The organism is Pseudomonas sp. FSL W5-0203, assembly GCF_001896155.1.
GTDB classification, from domain to species: domain Bacteria; phylum Pseudomonadota; class Gammaproteobacteria; order Pseudomonadales; family Pseudomonadaceae; genus Aquipseudomonas; species Aquipseudomonas paracarnis.
The window spans coordinates 107,703-123,747 of the sequence record NZ_MPOR01000002.1 but is presented as its reverse complement, the minus strand read 5'-3'; the positions used below and the strand labels follow the sequence as shown (position 1 = coordinate 123,747).

At 60.8% G+C, this 16,045-nt stretch carries 15 protein-coding genes; 10 read left to right on the top strand and 5 right to left on the bottom strand.

Annotation, left to right across the window (positions count from 1 at the left end; all coding sequences use genetic code 11):
- Positions 1–9: 9 nt before the first annotated feature.
- Positions 10–1,005 (bottom strand): ArsR/SmtB family transcription factor, encoded by a 996-nt coding sequence (locus tag BOP96_RS02770; RefSeq protein ID WP_003194962.1) that lies wholly within the window; start codon positions 1,003–1,005, stop codon positions 10–12.
- A gap of 260 nt (positions 1,006–1,265) precedes the next feature.
- Here BOP96_RS02770 and tkt point away from each other — a divergent pair, with 260 nt between their 5' ends.
- The 6 genes from tkt (at position 1,266) to fba (ending at position 7,480) form a co-directional block, all read left to right on the top strand.
- Positions 1,266–3,263 carry a transketolase gene (tkt, locus tag BOP96_RS02765; RefSeq protein ID WP_073451782.1) on the top strand — a complete coding sequence of 666 codons (1,998 nt, stop codon included), beginning with the start codon at positions 1,266–1,268 and terminating at the stop codon, positions 3,261–3,263.
- Positions 3,264–3,401: 138 nt separating this feature from the next.
- Positions 3,402–4,457, top strand: a complete 1,056-nt coding sequence (gene epd / locus BOP96_RS02760; protein ID WP_003194958.1) for an erythrose-4-phosphate dehydrogenase — start codon at positions 3,402–3,404, stop codon at positions 4,455–4,457.
- Positions 4,458–4,474: 17 nt separating this feature from the next.
- Entirely contained in the window at positions 4,475–5,638 is a 1,164-nt protein-coding gene (locus BOP96_RS02755; RefSeq protein ID WP_003194956.1) for a phosphoglycerate kinase, read from the top strand.
- A 31-nt stretch (positions 5,639–5,669) separates the two neighbouring features.
- Positions 5,670–5,897, top strand: coding sequence for a hypothetical protein (locus BOP96_RS02750; protein ID WP_003194953.1), 228 nt, complete (start codon positions 5,670–5,672; stop codon positions 5,895–5,897).
- Positions 5,898–5,958: 61 nt separating this feature from the next.
- Positions 5,959–6,291, top strand: a complete 333-nt coding sequence (locus tag BOP96_RS02745) for an MliC family protein (protein WP_014720277.1) — start codon at positions 5,959–5,961, stop codon at positions 6,289–6,291.
- A 124-nt stretch (positions 6,292–6,415) separates the two neighbouring features.
- Complete coding sequence (fba, locus tag BOP96_RS02740) at positions 6,416–7,480, top strand: class II fructose-bisphosphate aldolase (RefSeq protein WP_003177554.1); 1,065 nt, start codon at positions 6,416–6,418, stop codon at positions 7,478–7,480.
- Between the two features lie 59 nt (positions 7,481–7,539).
- Here fba and BOP96_RS02735 read toward each other — a convergent pair whose 3' ends face one another.
- Together BOP96_RS02735 and BOP96_RS02730 are read right to left on the bottom strand one after the other, a co-directional pair.
- Positions 7,540–7,833 (bottom strand): hypothetical protein, encoded by a 294-nt coding sequence (locus tag BOP96_RS02735; protein ID WP_038451799.1) that lies wholly within the window; start codon positions 7,831–7,833, stop codon positions 7,540–7,542.
- 473 nt (positions 7,834–8,306) lie between these two features.
- On the bottom strand, positions 8,307–8,972 hold the full coding sequence (locus BOP96_RS02730) for a polysaccharide lyase family 7 protein (RefSeq protein WP_058410801.1): 666 nt from the start codon (positions 8,970–8,972) through the stop codon (positions 8,307–8,309).
- Between the two features lie 312 nt (positions 8,973–9,284).
- Between BOP96_RS02730 and BOP96_RS02725 the strand changes: the two genes are divergently transcribed.
- Genes BOP96_RS02725 through BOP96_RS02715 form a run of 3 tightly spaced genes read left to right on the top strand, consistent with a single transcriptional unit; the run spans position 9,285 to position 12,247 of the window.
- Positions 9,285–11,390, top strand: a complete 2,106-nt coding sequence (locus BOP96_RS02725; protein ID WP_014720274.1) for a putative bifunctional diguanylate cyclase/phosphodiesterase — start codon at positions 9,285–9,287, stop codon at positions 11,388–11,390.
- Between the two features lie 42 nt (positions 11,391–11,432).
- Complete coding sequence (locus BOP96_RS02720; protein ID WP_014720273.1) at positions 11,433–11,933, top strand: M48 metallopeptidase family protein; 501 nt, start codon at positions 11,433–11,435, stop codon at positions 11,931–11,933.
- A 17-nt stretch (positions 11,934–11,950) separates the two neighbouring features.
- Positions 11,951–12,247: a winged helix-turn-helix domain-containing protein gene (locus BOP96_RS02715; RefSeq protein ID WP_073451780.1), complete on the top strand. Its 297-nt coding sequence runs from the start codon at positions 11,951–11,953 to the stop codon at positions 12,245–12,247.
- Between the two features lie 98 nt (positions 12,248–12,345).
- On the opposite strand, the gene BOP96_RS02710 is transcribed toward BOP96_RS02715, so the two are convergent.
- Positions 12,346–12,798, bottom strand: coding sequence for a GNAT family N-acetyltransferase (locus BOP96_RS02710; protein WP_014720271.1), 453 nt, complete (start codon positions 12,796–12,798; stop codon positions 12,346–12,348).
- Positions 12,799–12,995: 197 nt separating this feature from the next.
- On the opposite strand from BOP96_RS02710, the gene BOP96_RS02705 reads away from it, so the two are divergent.
- A complete protein-coding gene (locus tag BOP96_RS02705; RefSeq protein ID WP_014720270.1) occupies positions 12,996–13,733 on the top strand; it encodes a substrate-binding periplasmic protein in 738 nt (245 codons plus the stop codon).
- Positions 13,734–13,839: 106 nt separating this feature from the next.
- Here BOP96_RS02705 and yccS read toward each other — a convergent pair whose 3' ends face one another.
- The gene (gene yccS, locus BOP96_RS02700; protein ID WP_019817463.1) at positions 13,840–16,023 is read right to left on the bottom strand and encodes a YccS family putative transporter; all 2,184 of its coding nucleotides are present in this window, start codon (positions 16,021–16,023) and stop codon (positions 13,840–13,842) included.
- Positions 16,024–16,045: the final 22 nt, after the last annotated feature.

Genomic DNA, 16,045 nt, shown 5'->3' with positions numbered 1-16,045 from the left:
TCCTGATATTTACCGATGGTGAGTGTCGCCAGCCGGTCGCTGAAAATGGCGGACCTGAATCTGGAAACCATTACGTAAACCTACATAGAGGCTTTCCCCGGGAACGAGTCCCGCAGCGGTGGCCCAACGGGCCAGATCGTCCTGTTCAAAACCCAGCCAGAGATCACCGCAGGCCTCCTTGGCCCAATTCTGGTTGTGGCTGCATAAATCCGTAACCAGCAGGCTACCGCCGGGGTGCAGCAACCCGGCCATTTGCTTGAGAGCTTCTGCCGGGGCGGCGAAATGGTGCAAGACCATGTTCAGCACCACGCAATCGGCTCGCAGGCCGGTGTCACTCAGGGCGTCGGCCAACTGCAGGCGCACATTGCCCAAGGCTTCGCGCTCGCAGAGTTGGCGCGCCAGTTCAAGCATCGCCGGGCTGTTATCCAGCGCGGTGACCTGCTCGAAGCGACGCGCCAGTTCGGGCAGGAAACCGCCGTCGCCAGGGCCGACTTCCAAGGCCGTGGCCTCTTCACTGAAGCTCAGCTTGTCCAGCAGCGCCAGTACGCTTTCGCGGTACTGGGCCAAGCCGGCGATCAGATCCTGCTGGGCGCGAAACTTGTCGGCCACCCGTGAGAAAAAATCCTGGCTGGCGGCGGCGCGTTGTCCGTGCACCTGGCCGATGCGCGATTGCACATCGCCGGGCAGGCACAAGTTATCCACTTCGTCGAGCAGGGCAGCGTGCAATTTGCCGCCAAGCAGTTCGGTATGGGGCAGGGCACGCCGGTAGAAAATCGCATTGCCTTCGCGACGGGTAGCCACCAGGTCAGCCTGGGCCAGCACCTTCAAATGGTGGCTCATGCCGGACTGGCCGATGGCGAAGATCTGCGCCAGCTCCAGTACCCCGAAAGAATCGTTGGCCAGTGCGCGCAGTACGTTCAAGCGCAACGGATCGCCAGCGGCCTTGCACAAGGCAGCCAGTTCATCGCCGTCATCAGGACGCAGGGAGGGCACGGGTAGGTTCATAAGGCCAGCAGTCTAGTGACGGGTGTAGATCCCCGCAAGGCCAATATCAAAAAGTTTTGATATTGATCGATAAGTGGCGGTTATAAGCCATCGCTATAACCTTTAGACGAACCGGTTAAAGGTTTCTGCAAGGGATTGGTGCCCAAAGCACAGGAAAAACGCCCACAAGTAACTATCTGTCATTGCCCGCAGGCGGTGGCTGAGGGAAAATGCCGGTCCTTTTTTCCGTTTCTTTATAAGCAAACTCCAGGAGATCAGCGATGCCCAGCCGTCGTGAGCGTGCCAACGCCATTCGTGCCCTCAGCATGGATGCCGTGCAAAAAGCCAACAGCGGCCATCCCGGTGCCCCGATGGGCATGGCGGATATCGCCGAGGTACTTTGGCGTGACTACCTGAAACACAACCCGAGCAACCCGTCGTTCGCCGACCGTGACCGCTTTGTGCTGTCCAACGGCCACGGCTCGATGCTGATTTATTCGCTGCTGCACCTGACCGGCTACGATGTCACCATTGACGACCTCAAGAGCTTCCGTCAGCTGCACAGCCGTACCCCGGGCCACCCGGAATTCGGCTACACCCCAGGCGTGGAAACCACCACCGGCCCCCTGGGCCAAGGCCTGGCCAATGCGGTTGGTTTCGCCCTGGCGGAAAAAGTCCTGGGCGCGCAGTTCAACCGCCCTGGCCACGACATCGTTGACCACCACACCTACGTATTCCTGGGTGATGGCTGCATGATGGAAGGCATTTCCCACGAAGTCGCCTCCCTGGCCGGTACCCTGGGCCTGGGCAAGCTGATTGCCTTCTACGATGACAACGGCATCTCCATCGACGGCGAAGTCGAAGGCTGGTTCACTGACGACACGCCTAAGCGTTTCGAAGCCTACAACTGGCAGGTGATCCGCAATGTCGACGGCCACGATCCGGAAGAGATCAAGACCGCCATCGACACCGCTCGCAAGAGCGCGCAGCCAACCCTGATCTGCTGCAAGACCACCATCGGTTTCGGCTCGCCGAACAAACAGGGTAAAGAAGACTGCCACGGCGCCCCACTGGGTGACGCGGAAATCGCCCTGACCCGCGAAGCACTGAAGTGGAACCACGGCCCGTTCGAAATCCCGGCCGATATCTACGCCGAATGGGATGCCAAGGAAAAAGGCCTGGCGGCTGAATCCGAGTGGGACCAGCGTTTCGCTGCGTACTCCGCCGAATTCCCGGAATTGGCCAACGAGCTGGTACGCCGCCTGGCCGGTGACCTGCCTGCCGACTTCTCGGAAAAGGCCTCGGCCTACATCGCTGAAGTCGCGGCCAAGGGCGAGACCATCGCCAGCCGTAAAGCCAGCCAGAACACCCTGAACGCCTTTGGCCCGTTGCTGCCTGAGTTCCTCGGCGGTTCGGCTGACCTGGCCGGTTCCAACTTGACCCTGTGGAAGGGGTGCAAAGGTGTCTCTGCCGAAGACGCCAGCGGCAACTACATGTACTACGGCGTGCGCGAGTTCGGCATGAGCGCCATCATGAACGGCGTGTCCCTGCACGGTGGCCTGGTGCCTTACGGCGCGACCTTCCTGATGTTCATGGAATACGCACGTAACGCCGTACGTATGGCGGCGCTGATGAAGAAGCGCGTGATCCACGTCTACACCCACGACTCCATCGGCCTGGGCGAAGACGGCCCGACGCACCAGCCGGTCGAGCAACTGACCAGCCTGCGTACCACGCCGAACCTCGATTGCTGGCGCCCAGCCGACGCGGTGGAATCCGCTGTGGCCTGGAAGCACGCCATCGAGCGCAAGGACGGCCCTTCGGCGCTGATCTTCTCGCGTCAGAACCTGCAACACCAGGTGCGTACCGACGCGCAGATCGCCGACATCAGCCGTGGCGGTTATGTGCTCAAGGACTGCATCGGCGAGCCGGAGCTGATCCTGATCTCCACCGGTTCCGAAGTGGGCCTGACCGTTCAGGCCTACGACAAGCTGACTGCCCAGGGCCGTAACGTGCGCGTTGTGTCCATGCCCTGCACCAGCGTGTTCGAAGCCCAGGACGCCGGCTACAAGCAATCGGTATTGCCGTTGCAGGTCAGTGCGCGTATCGCCATCGAAGCGGCTCACGCTGACTACTGGTACAAATACGTGGGCCTGGAAGGCCGCGTGATCGGCATGACCACCTACGGTGAGTCGGCACCGGCGCCAGCCTTGTTCGAAAAGTTCGGTTTCACCCTGGAAAACATCCTGGGTCAGGCTGAAGAGTTGCTGGAAGACTAAGTCAGTCTGCGTTGTCTGTACTGGCGCCATCGCGGGCAAGCCCGCTCCCACATTTGGATTGCGGTCCACTGTGGGAGCGGGCTTGCCCGCGATGGCGCCAGTACATTCATCACTGAACTAACCTTGATCGAGAACCCCATGCCCCAACCGCGTCCCTACAAAGTTGCACTCAACGGCTACGGCCGCATTGGTCGTTGCGTCTTGCGTGCTCTGTTCGAGCGAGGGGCGGCGGCCGGGTTTGAAATTGTTGCGATCAACGATCTGGCCGACATGGCCAGCATCGAATACCTGACACGCTTTGACTCCACCCACGGCCGTTTCCCTGGCGAAGTGCGGGTTGAAGGCGATTGTCTGCATATCAATGGCAACTGCGTGCAAGTGTTGCGCAGTGCCACCCCCGAAGGCATCGACTGGAAAGCACTGGGCGTCGACCTGGTGCTGGAATGCTCCGGTGTTTATCACACCCGTGCCGATGGCCAGCGTTTTCTCGACGCCGGCGCACCGCGTGTGCTGTTTTCCCAGCCGATGGCCAGCGAGGCGGATGTCGACGCCACCATCGTCTACGGCATCAACCAGGACTGCCTGACCGGCGATGAGCTGCTGGTGTCCAACGCGTCGTGTACCACCAACTGCAGCGTGCCGTTGCTGCGCCTGCTGGACCAGGCGATCGGCCTGGATTACGTGTCGATCACCACGATTCACTCGGCGATGAACGACCAGCCGGTCATCGACGCCTATCACCACGAAGACCTGCGGCGCACGCGTTCGGCGTTCCAGTCAGTGATTCCGGTGTCCACCGGCCTGGCGCGTGGCATCGAGCGACTGCTGCCGGAACTTGCCGGGCGAATCCAGGCCAAAGCCGTACGGGTGCCGACGGTGAATGTGTCTTGCCTGGATATCACCATGCAAACCGTCAGTGACACTGACGCGGCCGAAGTCAACCGGATCCTGCGCGACGCCGCCACCAGCGGCCCGCTCAAAGGTCTGTTGGCCTACACCGAGCTGCCCCACGCCAGTTGCGATTTCAACCATGACCCGCATTCGGCGATTGTCGATGCCAGCCAGACCCGCGTTTCCGGCCCCAGGCTTGTGAACATTCTGGCCTGGTTCGACAACGAATGGGGCTTTGCCAACCGCATGCTGGATGTTGCCGAACACTATCTGCACATCGCTTCTAAACAACCTCAACAGTAATTCAGGAACTGCGACCCATGACCGTGTTGAAGATGACCGACCTCGATCTGCAAGGTAAGCGCGTACTGATCCGCGAAGACCTCAACGTCCCCGTCAAGGACGGTGTTGTCACCAGCGATGCGCGAATCCTGGCCTCGCTGCCGACCATCAAGCTGGCCCTGGAAAAAGGCGCGGCCGTGATGGTCTGCTCCCACCTGGGTCGCCCGACCGAAGGTGAGTTCTCTGCCGAAAACAGCCTCAAGCCGGTCGCCGAGTACCTGAGCAAGGCCCTGGGCCGTGACGTGCCATTGGTCGCAGACTACCTGGGCGGCGTGGACGTGAAAGCCGGCGATATCGTGCTGTTCGAAAACGTGCGCTTCAACAAGGGCGAGAAAAAGAACAGCGACGAACTGGCCCAGCAATACGCCGCCCTGTGCGACGTGTTTGTGATGGACGCGTTCGGCACCGCCCACCGCGCCGAAGGTTCGACCCACGGCGTGGCCAAGTTCGCCAAGGTCGCCGCGGCGGGCCCGTTGTTGGCTGCCGAGCTGGATGCGCTGGGCAAGGCCCTGGGCGCTCCGGCCCAACCGATGGCGGCCATTGTTGCCGGCTCCAAGGTGTCCACCAAGCTGGACGTGCTCAACAGCCTGAGCCAGATCTGCAACCAACTGATCGTCGGCGGCGGCATTGCCAACACCTTCCTGGCTGCTGCCGGCCACCCGGTGGGCAAGTCCCTGTACGAGCCAGACCTGCTCGACACCGCCCGCGCCATCGCCGCCAAGGTCAGCGTGCCGTTGCCGGTGGACGTGGTGGTTGCCAAGGAATTCGCGGAAAGCGCCGCGGCGACCGTCAAGCTTATCGCTGACGTGGCCGACGACGACATGATCCTGGACATCGGCCCGCAAACGGCAGCCAACTTCGCCGAGCTGCTCAAGGCATCCCAGACTATTCTGTGGAATGGCCCGGTGGGCGTATTCGAGTTCGACCAATTCGGCAACGGCACCAAAGTGCTGGCTAAAGCGATCGCTGAAAGCTCGGCGTTCTCCATCGCTGGCGGTGGCGATACCCTGGCGGCAATCGATAAATATGGTGTGGCTGATCAGATCTCCTACATTTCTACCGGTGGTGGCGCTTTCCTCGAGTTCGTCGAGGGCAAGGTGTTGCCAGCCGTGGAAGTGCTGGAAACCCGAGCCAAAGGTTAAGGCTCGCGTGATCAGGAAAAGGAGCGTTCCCATGATCAAGTCGTTGGCACTGGTGATCGCAGCGGGCCTGTTGGCCGGCTGCGGCAGCACACCCAGCGCGGCGCCCGAGGCGGATAATGCCAAGGCACCGTTGAGAAAAAGCTGTTACCAGGCTGACTGGCAAGCCGAGACCATGCCGGTGATCAACAAGCGCATCGGCAACGAACGGCTGGAGAAATACGACTCCGCGCCCAACGGTCAGGAACAGGGTTGCCCATGACGGGTCTGATCCACTAACCGACAGCAACGGCGGCCCATAGGCCTCCCTGCGAGGATTGGCAATGAAAGGCGTTTTCGCCCTGGCAGCTCTGGCCCTGTTGGCCGGCTGCAGCAGCATGAACCTGTTCAACAAGGCAGAGCCAGCCGACAAATGGACCACCTGGACCTGCGACAGCAAGGCCGAGGTCAACTGGCGCTTTGCCAACCAGGCCCGTTCCGAAGTGGATGTACGCCTCGGCGGTTCGGACCAGGTTTATCGGCTCAAGCAAGAGGTAGCCGCCTCCGGCGTGCTGTACAGCGACGGCCAGTTGGCGTTTCACACCAAGGGTGAGGAAGGCCTGGTGTACTGGGTGGCGACGGATGATTTGATTGGGCGCGGCTGCAAAGCCAACTGAACCCAACAGCAATAACGATTCAGCAGCACAAGGCTCAACCCCTTGATCTGCAATAACTTGAATAGCAGCCGCCGCTACGGCAGGCTTGCACGATTAACGACCCTCGACCGGGAGAGACAACACAATGGCACTTATCAGCATGCGTCAAATGCTGGACCACGCAGCCGAGTTCGGCTACGGCGTCCCAGCCTTTAACGTCAACAACCTTGAGCAGATGCGCGCCATCATGGAAGCCGCTGACAAGACCGACTCCCCAGTGATCGTCCAGGCTTCGGCCGGTGCGCGCAAATACGCTGGCGCCCCGTTCCTGCGTCACCTGATCCTCGCTGCCATCGAAGAATTCCCGCACATCCCGGTGTGCATGCACCAGGACCACGGCACCAGCCCTGACGTGTGCCAGCGCTCGATCCAACTGGGCTTCAGCTCGGTGATGATGGACGGCTCCCTCGGTGAGGACGGCAAAACCCCAACCGACTACGAGTACAACGTACGCGTGACCCAACAAACCGTGGCCATGGCCCACGCCTGCGGCGTTTCGGTTGAAGGCGAGCTGGGCTGCCTGGGTTCGCTTGAAACCGGCATGGCCGGCGAAGAAGACGGCATCGGCGCCGAAGGCGTGCTGGATCACAGCCAGATGCTGACCGACCCGGAAGAAGCCGCCGACTTCGTCAAGAAGACCCAGGTCGACGCCCTGGCTATCGCCATCGGCACCAGCCACGGCGCCTACAAGTTCACCAAGCCGCCTACCGGCGACGTGCTGGCCATCGACCGCATCAAGGAAATCCACAAGCGCATCCCCAACACCCACCTGGTGATGCACGGTTCTTCCTCGGTACCGCAAGAGTGGCTGGCGATCATCAACCAGTATGGCGGCGACATCAAAGAAACCTACGGTGTACCGGTTGAAGAAATCGTTGAAGGCATCAAGTACGGCGTGCGCAAGGTCAACATCGACACCGACCTGCGCCTGGCCTCCACCGGTGCGATGCGTCGCCTGATGGCCACCAACCCGAGCGAGTTCGACCCGCGCAAATTCTTCGGCGCCACTGTGACGGCGATGCGTGATGTGTGTATTGCACGTTATGAAGCGTTTGGTACGGCGGGTAATGCTTCGAAGATCAAGCCGATCTCGTTGGAAGCGATGTACCAGCGGTATTTGAAAGGTGAGTTGAACGCTAAGGTGAACTGAGCCTCAAGTGTTAATAAAAAGCCCGCAGCGATGCGGGCTTTTTTATGGACACCATTTAATCAACTTGCAGATGAAGCGCCGAAACCACGGTGTTCAATGACCCGAAACACATCACTCACGTCCTGCACCAGAATGCGTGCGGTATTGGCCATGTTGTTCAGGTCGCGCTCGGCAAAATCCGGCAGGCTGGAGCAAGCCATCAGGTTGAGGTGTTCCAGAGCGGCGTTGAGGCGTTCGCGCAGGCAGGCGTGGAGGTCGAGCAGTGGGGCTTCGCTGTCGATCAGCAGCACGGGGTAGTCGGTGGCGGTTTCTGTGCAAGGGGTGAAGCGACGAAGTGGTAGTTGCTGGGTCATGGTGAACCCTTAACTCGAGAGAAGAATGACCACCGTTTGCTGCGAAACAAGTTGGGTGGCAGCTGTACGCGGGTTCGCAGACCGAGGAGTTAAGACCCGGCAGACCCGAAGGTCTCCCACGCACAGCCGCCATAACAAAGACGACCTTCGGCAAGGGTACCGGGGTTGTTTTGACGGGTGCGGTTTTAACTCTGTAGGGCTGCGAAACCCTATCGCCGATCAATGCCAGCGACGGGGCGAACTATAAGCGGCGATGTGGCTGGCCGCAACGGTGCTGTAGGACTCACACCGGACCTTGAAGTCGATGCACGGTCAATGTGGGAGCCGGGCTTGCCCGCGATGGCGGTGTGTCAGGCGCCTAGGATAGTGGCTGATGTGCCGCCATCGCGGGCAAGCCCGGCTCCCACAGGGGGCGGCGGTGTGTTTAAAGCTTTGGATTTATCTGGGAAAAATCCGGTGTCTCACGGGACGATTCACTCATGATCAATATCCAACTTCGCAAACGTCACCCGCGCGCCCTCATTGGTGTCGCCCGAATTGTCCTGCACGTACACCCCCGCCTTGAAGTACAACGGCTTGTCACCCCAGGCCGCGCCTATGCGTTCATTCCACTCACTGTCGGCGGCATACACGCTCAGCAGCCCGGCTTTGTTGAGGTTGATCACGTAGGTGAAGCTCTTCTGCAGTGGCACATTGGAGGCGACGATGATCACCTGGCTTTCGGCTTCGTCCGGGCGCATGCGCACTTTGGCGACGATGTTGCCGGTCTGGGCTTTCTCCTTGAATTGGTACTCCAGCTTGATCAACGGTTTCTGGCTGTCGTAGGCGTGGATCTGGCCGATCACGATCTTGCCGGAGGAGGGCACCTGGTTGACGGTGAGGGTTGCGCGCAGGAAGTTGTCGGCTTCGGGGTAGGTCCAGTTACGCAGGCGGCCGTCGGCGTAGGTTTCACGCAATTCGCTGCGTGGGTAGATGGCGTTTTCGGTGCGCGAGCCCGTCACAGGCGTCCAGAACTGCACATCGCTGCCTTCGGCCTGGAAGTATTGATCGTTGAAGCCGCTCATCAGCCTTGGCGTTTCAATGGTCGTGGGTGGGGAGCCGACCGGGATGCTCAGGTTCCAGGTGGAAAGGTCGATCATGGTGTTGGCCTTTTTACAGAGGGTGTAGGCATTGGCCCAAAGGGCCTTCCAGGATCTTTATAGGCGGTGCGGGTGAGATTGTTAAACAATTGCTGGCAATTTATTGGCGTCAGAGGAATGCCAAAAAGCCATGTTGCCCGTGAACCGCGGGCTACAGGGCCTTACCGTTAGTCGGCTTCCTGGTCTTTGGCACAATGAGGGCACCCACGTCACTTCTGCTTTTTTGGCCGCGCGGCTAGAGTGAGCCCTCAGTGTTTATCCGGCCTTGGTAGCAAAAGTGACCGGTGCAGCTCCCTAAGGAAGAGACGTAGCATGGATGGCGCTCCGCAACACGACGATGCAATTTCGGTTCTGTTGGTGGTCGATGACTACCCGGAAAACCTCGTCAGCATGCGTGCGCTGTTGCAGCGTGACGACTGGCGGGTGATCACTGCTGCGTCTGGCCTGGAAGCCTTGGAGTTACTGCTGGCCCATGACGTCGACTTGGTGCTGCTGGACGTGCGCATGCCGGGCATGGACGGCTTTGAGGTCGCGCGCCTGATGCGGGGCAGCCAGCGCACGCGCATGACGCCGATTATCTTTCTGACCGCCACCGCCCATTCGCCCGACGCGGTGCTTGAAGGCTACGCCAGTGGGGCGATCGACTATCTGTTCAAGCCCTTTGACCCGCACATCCTCAAGCCCAAGGTGCAGGCGTTGCTCGAGCACCAGCGCAATCGCCGTGCCTTGCAGCGCCTGAGCCATGACCTGGAGTTGGCCCGCGCTTTTAATGCCTCCGTGCTGGATAACGCCGCCGAGGGCATTTTAGTGGTGAGCGAAAACAGTGTGATCGAGTACGCCAACCCGGCCATTTCCCGGCTGTTGAATGCGACGATGGCTGAGTTGCAGGGCGAGAGTTTCCTCAGTTTCCTGCAAAAGCCCCATGTGCCAGCCTGGTTGGGCTTCCCCATGTACGAGGCGTATCGCCGGGGCGAGACGTGGCGCCAACACGACGCCATTTTGCGCACCGGTCGGGGCCAGCAGGTGCCGGTAGCGTTGTCCTGCGCGCCCTTGCCTGTGGAGCAGAAGGCGATGGTGGTGACGGTGCTGGACATGTCCGAAGTACGGCATCTGCACCAGCAACTGGAGTTCCAGGCCGTGACCGACCCGTTGACCGGGCTGCTGAACCGGCGCGGTTTCCATCAGGCGATGGAGAATACGTTGCTGCGCAGCGAACGGAGCGAGCAGGCGCTGGTATTGCTGTACCTGGACCTGGATGGCTTCAAGCGGGTCAACGATACGTTGGGCCATGACGCCGGGGATCGCGTGCTGCGTTGGGTTTCGGAGCAAATGCAGGCGTGCCTGCGTTCCTACGACATTCTGGGGCGCATGGGCGGGGATGAGTTCACCGCGTTGCTGGAGCTGGAGTTTCCCGAACAGGCGGCGAAGATCGCGGAAAAGCTCATCGAGCGGGTTTCTGTGTGCCAGCAGGTCGATGGGCTGGAGGTGATGCTTGGGGTCAGTATCGGCATCGCGACCTTCCCGGATTGCGGCTCGGACTTGAGCGGCCTGCTGCGGGCGGCGGATATTGCCATGTACGAAGCCAAGCGCGCCGGCCGTCAGCAGTATCGATACTACGACCAGGAAATGAACGGCCGCGCCCGCTCGCGGTTGATGCTGGAAGACAGTGTGCGTACCGCCATTGCCAACAAGGACTTCACCTTGGTGTACCAGCCTCAGGTTTGCCTGGAAGACGGGCGTTTGCGCGGCGTCGAAGCGCTGTTGCGTTGGCAGCATCCCAGCGTCGGCGATGTGCCGCCGGGCCTGTTCTTGCCGCTGCTGGAAGAGGCGCGGTTGATCAACCAGTTGAGTGCCTGGATCTACCAGCAAGTCGCTGCCCAGCGCCAGGCCTGGCAAGCCACCTTCGACCCCGAACTGGTGTTGAGCGTGAGCCTGAGCAGCAGCCAGTTCAACATGCCCAACCTGGCCAACCAACTGCAGCAGATGCTGGAACGGCATGGGTTAGAGGGGCGGCAACTGGAGGTGGAAATCGGCGAGGACTGCTTGATGAGTAATCTTGCCGAGTCTACCAAGCAACTCCAGTTACTGCGCCGGATCGGGGTGCGGATTGCCCTGGACGACTTTGGCTGCGGCCAGTGCTCCCTGGCCCATTTGCGCGACCTGGCATTCGATACCCTCAAGCTTGACCCTCAATTAGTGGCGCGCCTGCCTGGCTCGGCGCGGGATGGGGCGATGGCGCGCAGCATCATCCAACTGTGTGAGCATTTTGGTGTGCTGGTGATCGCCGAAGGCGTGGAGACCCTTGAGCAAACACAGTGGCTAAAGGCCAATGGCTGCGCGTATATCCAGGGGCCGTGGGCGGCGCTGCCGTTGATGGCCGAAGACGTTGCCGGCTGGTCTTACCCTCGCGCGCTTTGAATTCGCTACACTGGCGCCCGTCCCAATTGCGTTGCAGAGCCCATGACCGCGTTGAAATACCTCCAGGCCTATCCCGCCGCGCTCCAGGAGCAAGTGCGCCAACTGATCGCCAAGGACCAGTTGGGGGCTTACCTGGAACAGCGCTACCCCGAACGCCATGGGGTGCAGAGCGACAAGGCCCTGTACGCCTATGCCCTGGCCTTGAAGCAGGAGCACCTGCGTAACGCGCCGTCTATCGACAAGGTGCTGTTCGACAACCGCCTGGACCTGACCCATCGTGCCTTGGGTTTGCACACCACGATTTCCCGGGTGCAGGGCGGTAATCTCAAATCCAAGAAAGAGATTCGCATCGCGTCGCTGTTCAAGGAGGCGGCCCCGGAGTTTCTGCGCATGATCGTGGTACACGAGTTGGCTCACTTCAAGGAGTCGGACCACAACAAGGCGTTCTATAAACTCTGCCAATACATGATGCCGGGCTACCATCAGGTGGAATTTGACCTGCGTGTGTACCTCACCTGGCGCGATTTGCAGGGCAAGCCCTAACCCCAAGGCGACTGACCATGGATGTGAGCAAGACCAAAAGCAGCTTCTACCGCCGCCTGTACGTGGCGTACTTGATCGACAGCCAACTGGCCAGCAGCGTCCCGGCGCTGACCGAGGCCACCGGCATGCCTCGGCGTACCGCCCAGGACACCATTGCGGCGTTGACCGACCTGGATATTGTGTGTGAGTTCGAGCAGGAGGACGGTGCGCGTCACCATGCCGGGCGCTATCGGATCCGGGACTGGGGGGCGATTGATCGGGGGTGGATCGAGGCTAATCTGGCGTCGATCAAGCAGGTGTTGGGCTATCCCTGAAGGTCGGCTTTGGCAGGACTGACGCTATCGCGGGCAAGCCCGGCTCCCACAGTTGAATGCGTTCCAATGTGGGAGCTGGCTTGCCTGCGATGGCGCGCTCAGAGGCGCCGCATACCAATATGTGGAATATCGTCCTCCAGATATTCCTCACCCGCCACCACAAACCCATACCGCCCGTAATACCCCTGCAAGTGCGCCTGGGCCGAGAGAAAAATCGGCGTTTGCGGCCAGATATCCTCAATACGCTCAAGCGCCTCTTCCAGCATTTGATGCCCCAGCCCGGTGCCCCGTGCCGCTGGCGAAACGATGACGCGGCCAATCACCACATCGCCGCCCTGGGTCTCCGGGTCCAGCAGCCGCAGGTAAGCCACCAGCTCGTTATCATTCCAGGCCATCAGGTGGTGGGTGTCCCCCGCCAGGTCCTGCCCGTCGATGTCCTGATACGCGCATTTCTGCTCGACGACGAATACCTCGCTGCGCAAGCGCAGGACGGCATACAGCTGGTCCTTGCCCAAGTCGTCGTGATGTTTGCAAACCCAATCAACCGTCATGATGTGTGCTCTTATAAAGACGTGCCTGGATAGTAAGCGTGACGGGCGCCGCTGTCTAAAATTGACAAATGTGTGAATGGCGTCAATTTGCCATCATTCAGTGCGTGCGCCGTTGGCTTCTTTGTGTAATCTGCAATGCAAGCTTATTGATGAGCTACTGTTATCAGGCCACCGCCTGCCCGCCAAGGACTTTGAGCATGCCGCGATTGACTCGTGCCGTTGCTTTGATCGCAGTGCTGCTACTGGCCCAACCAGTGCTGGCACAGCGTCTGCGTCTGGTGGCGGATGGCTGGCCGCCATTCACCGATGCCACCTTGATCAATGGCGGCTTGGCCACGGATATCGTCAGCACGGCCCTGGCTCGTGCGGGGTACGCGAGTGATTTTGAACAGGTGCCTTGGGCTCGTGCGCTCAAGGGCGTGGGCGATGGGCGCTACGATGTGCTGATCAACGCCTGGTACGACGAGGCCCGCACGCAGTTTGGCCAATTTTCTGCTGAGTACCTGCTTAACCGTGTGCGCTTTCTCAAGCGCAGCGACGATGACATCGTTTATCAGAACCTGGCCCGACTGCACGACGAGACCATCGCCGTGGTACGCGGTTACGCTTACTCGGCTGCGTTCGATCAAGACACCCAGCTACAGAAAGTACCGGTGCACAACTTCGCCATGGCGGTGCGCATGCTCGCGGCGCGGCGTGTGCGGTTGACGCTGGAAGACGAATACGTAGCGCGCTATTACCTGGCTCGGGAGTCGCCGCGGGTGCGCAATGCCGTGGCGTTTGTGGGCAAGCCGTTGAGCGAGAACAGCCTGCATATTCTGGTCAGTTTGAAGAACCCCGAGCATGCGCAAATCGTTGCCAGCTTTGATCGGGAGATTGCCAGGATGAAGGCTGATGGCAGTTATGCGCGCTTGATGAAGGCGCATGGGATGTAGCGTGCTTGCGGGCCTCATCCCGGGCCAGCCCGGCTCCCACATTTTGCCCGCCTTCTTATATTGGAACTCGGTCAAATGTGGGAGCTGGCTTGCCTGCGATAGCGGTCTAAGCCGCGCCGGTCTCCTTGATCAGATGCGCCGCCAACGTACGCAACGGCCCCAACTGCCGGCAAATCAACGCCAACTGCGTCTGCACCAACCGCTGCGCCTCATCGATCTCATCGGGCATTTGCTCCAGCTCGGCCGCCAACCCTTCCTCGGCATCACTCTGGATCGCAATCGGCTGTTTATTGGCCAGGCCGGTGGCGATCTCATCGATGCTCGTCGCCAGGCTGTTGCCCGCGCCTTCGATCAAGTGCTCGCGTACGTCGGTCGGTAGCTGAGTATCGCGGTGTGCACCCAATCCGGATAAGTAGCTGAGCAAGGTGTGAGACAGCACCAGGAAGCGGAAGCCCACGTCGGCTTCCTTACGGAAGTGCCCCGGCTCCATCAGCATATTCGCCAGGGTGGTGGACAACGCGGCATCGGCGTTGTGGGCGTTGCGGCGGGCCAGGCGGTAAGCCAGGTCGTCACTCTTGCCGGCGGCGTATTGCTGCATGATCTGGCGCAGGTAGATGCTGTTGCAGGTCAGGGTGTTGGCCAGCACTTTGTTCAAGCGTCGGCCTTGCCAGTCCGGCAAAAACAGGAACACCGCCAGGCCCGCGATCAGGCTGCCGAGCAAGGTATCGAACAGGCGCGGCAGGAACAGCCCGTAGCCATCGCCCACCTGGTTGAAGCAGAACAGCACCATCAGGGTGATCGCCGCCGTTGCCAGGGTGTAGCGGGTGGTGCGGTTGATAAAGAACACCAGGCCCGCGGCGATAGCGAACATCGACTGCACCACCGGGTTGGGGAACAGATCAAACAGCGCCCAGGCCACGGTGAGGCCGATGGCGGTGCCGATAATCCGCTGGCCGAGCTTGCGCCGGGTGGCGCCGTAGCTCGGTTGGCACACGAACAGGGTGGTGAGGATGATCCAGTAACCCTGAGACGCGTGAATGGCGTGCAGGGTGGCGTAGCCGACGGTCAACGCCAGGGACAGGCGCAGGGCGTGGCGAAACAGCAGCGAGGTGGGCGTCAGTTGGGTGCGCAGGCGCGTCCACATTTCCTTGAGGTTGCGCGGGGCGCGGTCCAGCAGGTTACTGTCGGTGGCGTCCGCCAGGGCATCGGGGTTGCTGGCGTCGCCCAGCAGGCGGTCGAGGGTGGACAGGTTGGCCGCCAAGGCTCGAAGTGAACGCAGCAGGCCACGCCAGGCTGGGTTGCTCTGGATGCGCAGGTGCTCCAGGGACGCGTTGAGGTCGCCCAGGGCTTGGGCAAAGCTGTCGTCATAGATGAACGGTTGGCGCAGTTGGATCGACTCAGCCAGGGTCTGGCAGGCCTTGCCTTGCTGGCGCAGCAAGCGCTGGCAGCGAAACAGCACATCGCTATGGAAGAAGGCTTCAGTGAGGGCGTTGTAGGGGTAGTGGGAGGAACTGGCGCGCTCGTGGATGTCCTGGGCCAGGAAGTACAGTTTCAGGTAGCGGCTGACCTTCGAGCCCGGTCGGCCATTGCCGACGCGGTGCAGGATGATTTCCTTCGCGGCATTCAGTGCAGCCACTACTCGGCCATTTTGCTGGGCCAATTCCAGGCGTCGCGCTTCCACATCCAGCTGCCGGATCGGTTCGAACAACGATGACTTGAGCTTGAGGTAACGCCCCAGCTCGCGGAACAACCGCGCCAGGCTCTGCTGCACCGGCTGGTTGGAAAACAGCGCCTGCCACAGCACGGACAGCACGCCGTACCAGGCGGCACCGGCCACCAGCAGCAGCGGCTCATGCCAGAAATCCGTGACGGCGCCGCCGCGCTGGTCCACGCCGATCATGGTGTAGACCGACAGAATCAAGGTGGCCGAGGCAATCGCGCCATAGCGTTCGCCCAGTGCGCCGAGCATGGTCAGGCCGAAACTGGCCACGGCCAGGGCGACGGCAAATATCCAGGGGTAGGGGAACAGCAGTTCTACCGACAGCGCGGCGATGCTGAAACACACCAGTGTCACCGCCAGCGCATTGAGACGGCCTTGCCAGCTGTCATCGGTCTCGGCCAGGGCGCTGGCGATAATCCCCAGGAATAGCGGGATCAGCAGCGTCATTTCATCCTGGTACCAACACAATGCCATGCTGCCGGTGAGGGCGATGAACACCCGTACGCTGTAGCTGAATTTATCCAGCGCCCACAGGCGCCGCATGGACTGCTTGAACGAGGTCGATGACATGAAGTCTGGAGTCTTCCGGGAC